Source organism: Verrucomicrobium sp. 3C, from assembly GCF_000379365.1.
In the GTDB taxonomy this organism is placed as follows: Bacteria; Verrucomicrobiota; Verrucomicrobiia; order Methylacidiphilales; family Methylacidiphilaceae; genus Methylacidimicrobium.
Genome location: NZ_KB901875.1, coordinates 1,810,128 through 1,820,132, shown reverse-complemented (window position 1 = coordinate 1,820,132; position 10,005 = coordinate 1,810,128). Strand labels below are relative to the sequence as shown.

9 protein-coding genes and 2 pseudogenes are annotated in these 10,005 nt (G+C 60.6%); 4 read left to right on the top strand and 7 right to left on the bottom strand.

From position 1 onward, the window contains the following. Positions 1 to 421: pseudogene (locus tag A37A_RS21415) on the top strand (hypothetical protein); the annotation flags it as partial. Positions 422 to 485: 64 nt separating this feature from the next. On the opposite strand, the gene A37A_RS16875 reads toward A37A_RS21415, so the two are convergent. The 7 genes from A37A_RS16875 to A37A_RS0109565 form a co-directional block, all read right to left on the bottom strand. Continuing rightward, positions 486 to 1,331, bottom strand: a complete 846-nt coding sequence (locus A37A_RS16875) for an S-adenosyl-l-methionine hydroxide adenosyltransferase family protein (RefSeq protein ID WP_020494253.1) — start codon at positions 1,329 to 1,331, stop codon at positions 486 to 488. 10 nt (positions 1,332 to 1,341) lie between these two features. Continuing rightward, positions 1,342 to 2,373, bottom strand: coding sequence for a lysylphosphatidylglycerol synthase transmembrane domain-containing protein (locus A37A_RS16870; protein WP_018291286.1), 1,032 nt, complete (start codon positions 2,371 to 2,373; stop codon positions 1,342 to 1,344). Between the two features lie 24 nt (positions 2,374 to 2,397). Next, complete coding sequence (locus A37A_RS16865; RefSeq protein ID WP_018291285.1) at positions 2,398 to 3,717, bottom strand: aspartyl protease family protein; 1,320 nt, start codon at positions 3,715 to 3,717, stop codon at positions 2,398 to 2,400. 25 nt (positions 3,718 to 3,742) lie between these two features. Continuing rightward, on the bottom strand, positions 3,743 to 4,723 hold the full coding sequence (locus A37A_RS0109580; protein ID WP_018291284.1) for a hypothetical protein: 981 nt from the start codon (positions 4,721 to 4,723) through the stop codon (positions 3,743 to 3,745). A 24-nt stretch (positions 4,724 to 4,747) separates the two neighbouring features. Next, positions 4,748 to 4,930: a hypothetical protein gene (locus A37A_RS20115; RefSeq protein WP_155996551.1), complete on the bottom strand. Its 183-nt coding sequence runs from the start codon at positions 4,928 to 4,930 to the stop codon at positions 4,748 to 4,750. Positions 4,931 to 5,006: 76 nt separating this feature from the next. Continuing rightward, complete coding sequence (locus tag A37A_RS0109570) at positions 5,007 to 5,984, bottom strand: hypothetical protein (RefSeq protein WP_196799569.1); 978 nt, start codon at positions 5,982 to 5,984, stop codon at positions 5,007 to 5,009. Positions 5,985 to 6,402: 418 nt separating this feature from the next. After that, a complete protein-coding gene (locus A37A_RS0109565) occupies positions 6,403 to 7,362 on the bottom strand; it encodes a hypothetical protein (protein ID WP_018291281.1) in 960 nt (319 codons plus the stop codon). Between the two features lie 447 nt (positions 7,363 to 7,809). Here A37A_RS0109565 and A37A_RS16860 point away from each other — a divergent pair. From A37A_RS16860 to A37A_RS20645, 3 genes and pseudogenes are all read left to right on the top strand, one after another. Then, positions 7,810 to 8,365, top strand: a pseudogene (locus A37A_RS16860) (IS607 family transposase). Beyond that, positions 8,362 to 9,216: a hypothetical protein gene (locus A37A_RS20650; protein ID WP_040887708.1), complete on the top strand. Its 855-nt coding sequence runs from the start codon at positions 8,362 to 8,364 to the stop codon at positions 9,214 to 9,216. The pseudogene A37A_RS16860 and the gene A37A_RS20650 overlap by 4 nt, the downstream one beginning before the upstream one ends. Then, a complete protein-coding gene (locus A37A_RS20645) occupies positions 9,213 to 9,995 on the top strand; it encodes a hypothetical protein (protein WP_196799568.1) in 783 nt (260 codons plus the stop codon). Before A37A_RS20650 ends, A37A_RS20645 begins: the two co-directional genes overlap by 4 nt. The last annotated feature ends 10 nt before the right edge of the window (positions 9,996 to 10,005 follow it).

Genomic DNA, 10,005 nt, shown 5'->3' with positions numbered 1-10,005 from the left:
TGACGGCTGGTATCTACTGGAAACCAATCTGCCCCCCACCGAGGCGTCCGCCAAAGAGGTCCTGGCCCACTATAAAAGCCTCGGCGAGGTCGAGCAGGCCTTTTGCGAATTAAAAAGTTACCTCGAGGTCCGGCCGGTCTTCCATTGGCGGCCCGACCGTGTCCGCAACCACGTGAGGATCTGCTTTCTCGCGTATTGGATGACGGCTCGTTTGGCCGCCGAGTGGAGCAAGCTCGGTGTTTTTGAACACGTTCCTGCGCTCCTGCGCCGCCTCCAGTCGATCCGCCTCGGCGTTCTCTCCGTGGAAGGCAAGCCGATCGTTCGTCTTTTGAGCAAGATTCCTCGGGAACTGAATCGGCTCCTGGAAAAACTTCGTCTGCTCCCGCTCTTCGCGCAGCCGCCGGCCTGGGCAGCAATGTAGCCAGTAGCGGAAAGGCCTGTCCTTCCGCATCAAGGAGTTATGCTGCTACTCAGGGGAAGTCAGGCTAAGGCCGCACCAGGATCCGGGCCCCTTCCGAAATCTTGAGCTGGCGGGCCGCCGAAGCCTTGTTCATGACGAGCTCGAGGTAGTCCGAGCTGTTGAAGAGAGCCCCCAGCTTTCCAGAGGGGATGTCCGCGTAGGTCCCAACGAGGGGCGCGCGAATCGTCTGCTCCCCGATGGAGATTCGCAGCAGAATTCCTTCCTGCAAGCGGGAAGAGAGATCCCGGGGGATATTGGTAATCACATTACCGAAGCGGTCGACGGAGATCACCTGTCCTTGAACCCCCTGGCCGAGAACGCCAGCCGGGATCAGGTTGAGCGACTCCACCTTCTCGATTCGGGAGCCGAGTTGCTCCGGATCGGTGCCGGCGGCCAAGTGGGCGGCTCCAGGTCCGAAGATGTCCCGGCCGTGAAAGGTGCGCGAAGGCGTTCCCGCTCGACGGAATGCGGGCTTATCGAGCTTCCAGGCCCGCCGCATCCCTTCGCGCTCGACCACAACCGAGAGGATTCCGTTATCCGGCGCAAAAAAGAACTTGTTCGAGCGAGTCTCGAGCAGGAGCGGCACCCGCGGGGTTCCGACGCCCGGATCCACGACGGTAACGAAAATCGATCCCTTCGGAAACTCCCGCGCGGCCTCCTCGACCAGATAAGCGGCCTGCCAAATCTGGAATGGCTCGATTTGATGGAGCAGGTCAACGACTCGGGCGCTGGGATGGACCGAATAGATCACTCCTTTTACCTCCGCCACATAGGGATCGCGCAGCCCGAAATCGGTGATCAGTCCGATCACGGGCTCATTCCGCGGCTCCTTCGGGGAACAACCGGCCAGGACCATGGCAAACCCTAGCACCCAGAAAAGCTTACCGATTGTGAGATCTCCTGCATTCCGCGCCCACAGGGCTCGCTCGATAATAGAGATAGACGATTCCGCCGATCAGGCTCCAGACGAGTCCGACCACAAACAGGAGCAGGGAGAAGGCAACCGCCTCTTCCCGGCTCACTCCGAAGGAGCCGAGAAGGTAGAGAAGCGCCCCTTCCCGAATCCCAAGGCCCGAAATGCTGACCGGCAGGGCGACCGCCACGTTCACGACGACCATCGTTGTGACCAGGAGCCAGAACGGCAGCTCCAAACGAAGCGCTTGCATGAGCGCCCAGAGCAAGGCGGCGGAACTTCCGTGAGCGAGCACCGAGAGACCGACGGCGATCCAATTCGCCCGCGCGGCCTTCCGATAGAGACGCGTCGCGATGAGGATCTCTTCTAACGCACTTTGGGCGCGCGCGGCCGTCCCCCAATGGCCCGGCAACCGAAGATGTCCGCGCGCAAAGCAATTGAGCAGAATAGGAATCGCCGCCAGGGTAGCGAGCGTCAAGAGGAAGAGCGCCAGCGCCGCGTTGCGAAGCACCCCGCGCGCCGCGAGCTGCGGATAAAAGGCTGCCGCGAGCAGCGAACCCAGAACGAGAAGAACGACCCCTTCGAGGAAGCGATCGTAGAGGACCGAGAAGCCGGCCATCGCCCCCTTGCCCGGAAACGCCCGCGTCGCATAGAAGATTCGGACAAAATCGCCGCTGGTCGAACCCGGCAGAATCGCATTGAAGAATTTCCCGACGAACCCCAATGCCAGCGCCTGCCGAAAGGAAAGGGGAAGATCCAACACCTGAATCAGGATGCGCCAGCGAACGGAAGTAATTGGAGTCGAGAGCCCGGCAAAGAGGATGGACATCCCGAGCCAGATAGGCCTCGCGGAAGCCGCCAGCTTGCCGATCTGTCGCCAATCCACTCGGGTCGCAATCCATCCCAGGAGAATCGCGGAGACCGCCGCTCGCGCCGCCCACTTCCAGGCATCTGTCCTCGACGGGACATCTCGGCCTTCCGCCGCTCCCTCGCGCTCCATTCTCCTCCGCCTCTCGATTCCGAGTTATCGCTCCGCGACCGGGTTCGCGACGCGCACCCGGTCGTCCGTCGCTCCGATACTCTTCGAGGGCTCGAGCATGACACGCGTGTGGCGAAAATCCAAGGTTAGCCGATATGCTTGGAAGAAGGCGTTTCCCAGGATGCCGTCGATCGGAAACCCCTGCATATGATCGATCGAGGGGGGGAAATCGTACATCGTGCCAATATCCGCCTTCTGCTCGCTTTGGACGATGGGTCCGATCCGCAGCTCCCGGAACTCCGTATACACCCAAGGGAAAAGACCCGCTCGCCGCAGGCTGATGATGTAGCCGCCATGCGCGGGAAGATGCGCTCGATGGATTAGCCGGCGCGAGAGGGTCACCGGCCGCCCCACGGCAACGGTGTCCAACAAAAAGACCGCATCCGTGCCGTTGACCTGCCCTTGCAGCACGATCTGTCCGCCCGGCGTCCAAAAGAAGGGGAGAACGATCCGTTCCCTTCCCGGGTCTTTGTCCGCTCGCCGAGCTTCCGCCAAATCTGGGTCGGCCTTACGGAGAAAGAGCTCCCTGCGCGGGTAATCGATCACCGTTTCGAAATGAGAAAGGAAATCAGTCCCGAGCAAGCCGTCCACCAACCCTTTCCAATTCGGCAGGAGCACAGGGACTCGCCTGACCTGCATTGACCCCAAGTTCAGAGTTTCCACCCGTCCGAAGCGATTTTTGACCGACCATTTTCCGGCGGCCCAGAACCAGAACTGGAGAAAGTTGCTCTGCTGCCGCTCGACCTTTGCCGCCCGCGCAACGGTGTCATTGATGGCGCTCATGCCTCCCCGCGTATCGAGGAAGAACTGCGCATCCTTCCCATTCACGCGCACCGGAAACTTTGGCCGGAGAGATTCAGGGAACAAGCCGAGACGAACCGAAGTCGCCCCCTCCAGCGCGTACGCCTTCGGCTCAAGCGTCGCCACGAGCTCGGCTAGCGCATCATATCCGAGGTCATCCTGCATCGCCGCGGACTGGCTCAGATCCCCCGTCCGATACCAAGCAAGGGAGAGCAGCGCCTTGGTCTCCCGATCCGACGGATCGAGCTTAAGCGCGCGTCGCAAGTGGGCCCTGGCTTCCGGGAGCCGGTTTTCCATAAGCTCGAACCAGCCCAGATTCTTCCAGGAAGACGCGGTGTTCGGATCGCGCTTTGGCAACTCGCGGACCTCCTCGGAGGCTCCGAGGAGGTCGCCATCACGCAAGCAGCGCTCGAACGCCGTTTGAGCGGACGAGCCACCCGCTGCCGTCCAGGGTGCGTTAACCAGCGCCAGTCCGATTGCCGCCGCTGCCAACCTCGCAAACATCGCTCTCCATTCTTAGCTTCTTCCTTTAGAAAAGCAGATGAAATTTCGCGATGAGGGCGTTGGCATATTTCTCCTCGATCGTCGAATGCTCCAAGGCAATCTGGTAGCCGATCCCGAAGTAGTAACGAATATCCTCCTTGAGGGTGAAACGGCCGATCAAAAGCTCCGGCGTCACAAAGAGCCCAGGCCCACCATAGGCCAAAAAGCGGGTGACGGTCGGCTCCGAGTTGAGCTCGAGGCAAGGGGTGATGCGTCCGATCCGGTACTCGAAGGCCGCATTCCAAACAATGGGCGCCGACAGCTTGCTGCTGTCTCCATCCGCCCACTGGCTCCCAAGGTTCACGATGAAGTTGAAGTTTCCCCAGCCCTTTCCGAAGAGCAGCATGGGCGTCCAGACCCAATGGTTTTCCACGCTCGGGATGTCGCCGGTTGGCGCAAGCGCAGCCAACTGGACCGAGAAGACGTAGTTCTTCTGATTCTCCGGCGAGGCCATGATCCGGTGCCTCCACTGAAGGACCTCTCCCTCCCAGCCGGTAGACGAAGGAGACGCTGGCTCGTAGAAATAGTTGGGTAGGGAGAAGGTAAATTCGTCGGTCGGTGTGACGATCAGGCTGACCCCCTTCCCGGCGCCGAAGTTATACGCCTTGTTGCCGTTTCCCTTCGTCTCGTCGTAGACGTCGTAGCGAATACGCTGCTCCAACCGGGACGTCGTGGTGACCAGCGGGGTCATCCAGTTCGTCTGACGCTCCTTGGTCTCCGCAGTCATCCTCCGCCAGCGTTCAAACCAGCTCGTCCCCGGATCCTTATCGCTCATCGACTCGACCAGATCCTGCGCGGCAATCTCCTCGCCGGGATAAAAGACAGGATCCGCTCGCGTCTGCCGGCAACAAGCAAAAAATAGAATCGCAATAACGACCCAGGAGGAAGCGATCCCTGATCCCGCCTCCAGGCCCGCCGCATCCCAGGGAAGGCCACACGTGGGTAGGCGGTATGCTCGAAAGGCCAAGGAAAAGTATCCTCGTTCGGACGATTATCCGGTCGGGCAAGCAAGAATCAGGCCAAGAGCCGACTTATCGTCGCCAAACGGCCTTTTGCCTTCCTGGGTCCGCGCGCGGCGCGGCCCGGCTCCCATGCCATTGGCATCGGGGGAGCTATGGCCTTCCGGGCCGGAACCCTCGGCGACGACCCCGGCCATCTCTCTCTTCGTAGACACATGCCCTGGATTAACCCGCAAACCGATGGATCGTTGCGCGCATTTTCTTCGGCTCGCCCCGGAGCGAGGACTGACCTCAAAAAAGAAGGTGGAACTTGGCGACGACCGCATTGGCATACTGTGCCTCCACCGTCGCTGCATCCAGCGCCATCTGATAACCGATCCCGAAATAGAGGCTGTAGTGATTCCGGAAATGGAAGCGCCCGATCAAGACCTCGGGAGTCACGAAGAGCCCTGGCTGGCCGAAAAAATAAAACTCGCTTACCGACGGATGTGAATTGAGCTCGAGCGTCGGGCAGATCACCCCAAACCGATATTGTAGGGCCACACCCCAGACGATCGGACTGCCTAGCTGCCTGTTATCGCCGTCGGCCCAGGAAGTCCCCAGGTTCACCATGAAGTCGAAGTTTCCCCATCCTTTGCCGAACGTAACGATTGGCGTCCAGATCCAATGCTCGGCCATTCCCGGCATCGTTCCGGTCGGCGAGAGAGCTTCGAGCATGACGGAAAAGACGTAGTTCTTCTGATTCTCCGGCGAACACATGATGCGGTTCTTAACCATGAAGCTTTCGCCCCGAAACCCGTCGTTCGCCCCGTGTCCCGGATAGTAGAGATACTGGGGGAGCGAAACTGCGGCCTCCATCGTGGGAGCAACGATGAAGTTCACTCCTTTCCCCGCCCCGAAGTTCCACTTCTTGTTCCCGTTCGGCAAGGTTTCGTCGTAAACGTCGTAGCGGATCCGCTGCTCTAAGCGAGGGGTTTCCGTGACGATCGGCGTCAGCCAGTGAGTCTGCTTTTCGCGCGTTTCGATCGTCATCCGGCGCCAGCGACCAAGCCAATCTTTGCCGGGACTCTCCTCGTTCATCGTTTCCACAAGATCCTGGGCCGCGACCTCGACTCCCGGATAGAAAACGGGATCCGCCCGTAGCAGAGTGGTTCCCTCGAAGACCGGAACGAGAAACAGGGAGAGCAGAACGCCGCGAATGCATCCCCAATGGTTGCTGATCCGAACTCTGCCGCGCGTCCGCGATCTCTCTCTCGAACGCAATCCCATGCTCGTTTTGCCGGGTGTCCTCGACCCGGACGCAGTGCTGCACTGCGCAGAAAGGTTGTATCCGCCAATCCCTGGATGATTCCGTACCGCTTTGCGGGAGCACTCGGGATGGGAGCGTTGCCACTCCTTGCGGACCGGAAGCGCGGCTAAGGGATCGAGGGACTTTTGGGGAGGATATTCTCGGGAACCCAGGAGGTAGCGGTGGATTGTGCTTCGCCACTTCATGGGCCGAAAACTTAGCGGAACATTAATGCAAGCGCGAGCTTTCGTGCGGAGCCTCCCTGGTCCTTTCCGTGGGTAGAAGGGGAAGGCCTGACCGCAGCTTTCCGAAGTGTCCGCTGGCTTCCGGTCACCTTCCGTTCCGGACCCGGTTATGACAAGTCTGCTCCCTCCACCCACTCCACACCGCAAAGAGCCCTCAAAAAAGAAGGTGGAATTTCACGATGAAGGCATTGGAATAGTCGGCCTGCACCGTCGCCGCATCGAGCGCCATCTGATAACCGATCCCGAAATAGAGGCTGTAGTTGTCTCGGAAGTGAAAGCGGCCGATCAGTACCTCCGGAGTGACAAAGAGGCCCGGCTCGCCGAAAAAGTAAAATTCGCTCATCGATGGATGCGAGTTGAACTCGATCGTCGGGCAGATGACGCCGAAGCGATACTGAAGAGCCACATTCCAGATGATGGGACTCCCGAGCTGCTTGTTGTCCCCATCGGCCCAGGAGGTCCCCAAATTCACCATGAAGTCAAAATGTCCCCACCCCTTGCCGAAGGTAACGAAAGGGGTCCAAACCCAGTGTTCGGCTACTCCGGGCAGCGAGCCCGTCGGGGTGAGTGCGATGAGCATGACGGAGAATACATAGTTTTTCTGGGTCTCCGGAGAAGCCATGATCCGGTTTTTCACCATGAAAACCTGTCCCGCAAATCCATCTTTCTGTCCCGCTCCCGGATAATAGAGGTAGTTGGGGAGAGCGGCAGCCACTTCCATGGTCGGAGCCACGATCACGTTCACCCCCTTCTGATTGCCGAAATTCCACTCTTTCTTCCCGTTGGGGAGCGTTTCGTCGTAGACGTCGTATCGGATGCGCTGCTCCAAGCGGGGCGTTTCCGTGACGAGCGGCGTCAAATAGTGCGTCTGCCTCTCGCGGGTCTCGATGGTCATCCTGCGCCACTTTCCGAGCCAATCCTTCCCGGCCTCCTGAGCGTTCATGGTCTCCACAAGATCTTGCGCGGCGATCTCTTCCCCCGGGAAAAAGACCGGATCCGCGTGAAGGACGCAGGGTTCCATCCAAAGCAGGAGGAGCAAGACGAAGCAGCGCCTGAACATGCTTCCGAAGCGGCATCGGGGTTGAAAGGCTTCCTCCTCCCTTGCTTCTCTCATGGCTCCTTCGCGCACGGGACTCCATCGAGTCCGCGCGCTGCGCCTTGCCCAGCGCCACGGTACTTATAAACGCTTAATTACGTCCACAGGCGCTGTCCAGGCACGGCAAATCGCTTCCAAGGTCTTCCATGGCGTCTCCATGCCAGCGGCAGGGCAAGGAGCGATGGGATGGCCTTTCGATCCAACAAGTGATGCCGATGACTAGCCTGCCTGTCTGACAAAGTTCGTCCCCGAGGCGCAGCGAATGGGCCTGGATGCAAGGCGGGGCGCAAGTTTTCCCCCGAAGTTGTATGACGACATCCTGCAAGGAGGGAAAACCAAGTCCCGACGAAGCAAACAGGTCCATTTCGCAAGCTGCAGGAGAACGCTTGGGACACAGGCAGGCTAGGGTTGCCAACTTCTAAATAATATATGGATAATAAGGATAGTTCATGGCAATATATCCGCGTGCAGTTGAATGTCTGGGCCAAGCGACAGGGCGTTGGCTACAAGACGGCTTGGCGGATGTGGAAGGAAGGGTGTTTGCCCGTTCGAGCAGTTGCCGACTGGAACGCTGATTGTTCATGCGGAGTCCTCACACGCCCGATGGCGTGGCCCTCTACGCGCGGGTCTCCAGCGCCGATCAAAAAGCGGATCTGGACAGGCAATTGGCGCGGCTTCTCCGAGTTCGCTCTCAAGCAACCGGTTGCCGATCGTCAAGGCCGTCAAGGAGGTCGGCTCCGGATTGAACGGCCATCGGAAAGGCATGATTGGGCTACTACGAGACCCTAAGGTCGGCGTCATCCTGGTCGAGCATCGGGACCGGCTGATGCGCTTCGGCTTCGACCACCTGGAAGCGGCATTGGCCGCGCAGAGCCGGTCAGTCCTGGTGGTGGATCCGGACGAGAGGACCGACGACATCGTGCGCGAGCTGCATGAGGTCATTGTTTCTATGTATGCCAGGCTTTACGGGAAGAGGTCCGCGCAAAACCGCGCCAAGAAGGCGCTCGAAGCGATCGCATGAGTAAGCTTCCTGTTTTCACCTACCAGACCCGTTTGACGCTGACCCCCGAGCAGTCGGCGTCGCTCGACGCCTATGCGGCGCTCCACGGGCGGGCGCTGCGGACGACTCTCTTCGCCAAGATGCGGGCGGGCGTTCCCCGGAACGAGCTCAAGCGGTCGTTCCTGCGCCGGTTCGGCATCACCGCCCGGCAGTTCAACGCCATCCGGATCGAACTCGAAGGCAAGATCGCCTCGATCCAGGAGAGGCGGCCCGAGTTGATTGAGGAGACCAAAGGGCGGATCAAGAGAGCAGAAGGGGCGATCGGCCGGCTGGAGGAGAAGAAGCTGGGATCGCACGTCTTACACCAGAAAAAGCGGCGGCTTGCCATACTACGGACGAAGCTCGATGCGCTCCTGGCCGATCAGGAGTCCGGACGGGTTCGGCTCTGCTTCGGTTCCCGCCGGTTCTGCCACAAGCAATTTTCCTTGGAAGAGAACGCCTATGCGGACCATACCGATTGGAAGAAGGATTGGCAGGCGGAGCGGAGCAGTCAGTTCTTCGTGCTCGGGTCGAAGGACGAGACATCGGGCAACCAGTCCTGCCAAGCCGCAGTCGCCCCGGACGGCAGCCTGCGGCTGCGGTTGCGGTTGCCGGACGGATTGGGAGGCCCGAGCAAATACCTGGTGCTGGAGGGCGTGCGCTTCGCCTACGGCCAGGAGGCGATCCTCCAGGCCCTCTCCGCCAGCCGGATCGTGACCGGGACAACCAAGACGGGGAGGCTTGTCCGCAAGCGAGAGGGATCCGCAGTGAGCTACCGCTTCGTGCGGGACCGGAAGGGAAGGGGTGGCGGGTGTTCGCGAGCGTCGAGGTGAAACCCGTTTCTGTGGTGACACGCCGCCTTGCCGGAGCGGTCGGCATCGACATCACCGAGGACCATCTGGCTGTAGCCGAAACGGACCGCTCGGGCCTCCTCGTGGAGATCCGCCGGATCGGATTGAATCTCTACGGGAAAAGCGAGGAGCAGGCGAAAGCCGCAATCGGCGATGCATGCCAGGAGATCGTCCGGGCCTGCACCGAAGCGGGCAAGCCGCTCGTGATCGAGCGATTAAATCTTCGCAAGAGGAGGGCTGAGCTTGAGGCGGTCGATCCCGTCCGGGCGCGAGCGCGCTCTTCCTTCGCCTACGCCAAGACGATCGCGATGCTGAAAGCGGCCTCTTTTCGTGCCGGAGTCGAGGGGATCGAAGTCGACCCGGCCTACACTTCCGTGATCGGCGCGGTCAACCACGCGCGCCGTCATGGCATCGGTTCTCACCAGGGCGCGGCCTATGCCGTCGCCCGGAGAGGATTGGGTCTATCCGAACGCCCGTCCGTGCGGGAGGCCGTCGTGCCGACCCGCAATGGACGGCTCACGCTCACCTTCGCCCCCCTACCCGCGAGGAATCGGACGAAGCATGTATGGTCGTTCTGGGCGGGCGTCCGGAAGAGGCTCAAAGCGGCGCATGCCCGGTCGGGAGGTAATCGACTGTCTCCCGCGCCTCTGTCCCCGAAAGCGCGGGCATTGGGCGCTACCCGGACTTTGCCGGCGAAACTCCGGCACGCGAACCGTCGGCAGCGCTGTTCGGCCGACGTCCTGGACGATCTACCCTGGTAGGGGAATGGTT

Excerpts from the sequence above, each read along its gene's own strand:
- A37A_RS16870 (WP_018291286.1), bottom strand. The coding sequence starts at position 2,373 with ATGGAGCGCGAGGGAGCGGCGGAAGGCCGAGATGTCCCGTCGAGGACA.
- A37A_RS0109565 (WP_018291281.1), bottom strand. The coding sequence starts at position 7,362 with ATGAGAGAAGCAAGGGAGGAGGAAGCCTTTCAACCCCGATGCCGCTTC.
- A37A_RS20650 (WP_040887708.1), top strand. The coding sequence starts at position 8,362 with ATGAGTAAGCTTCCTGTTTTCACCTACCAGACCCGTTTGACGCTGACC.
- A37A_RS16865 (WP_018291285.1), bottom strand. The coding sequence starts at position 3,717 with ATGTTTGCGAGGTTGGCAGCGGCGGCAATCGGACTGGCGCTGGTTAAC.
- A37A_RS0109570 (WP_196799569.1), bottom strand. The coding sequence starts at position 5,984 with ATGGGATTGCGTTCGAGAGAGAGATCGCGGACGCGCGGCAGAGTTCGG.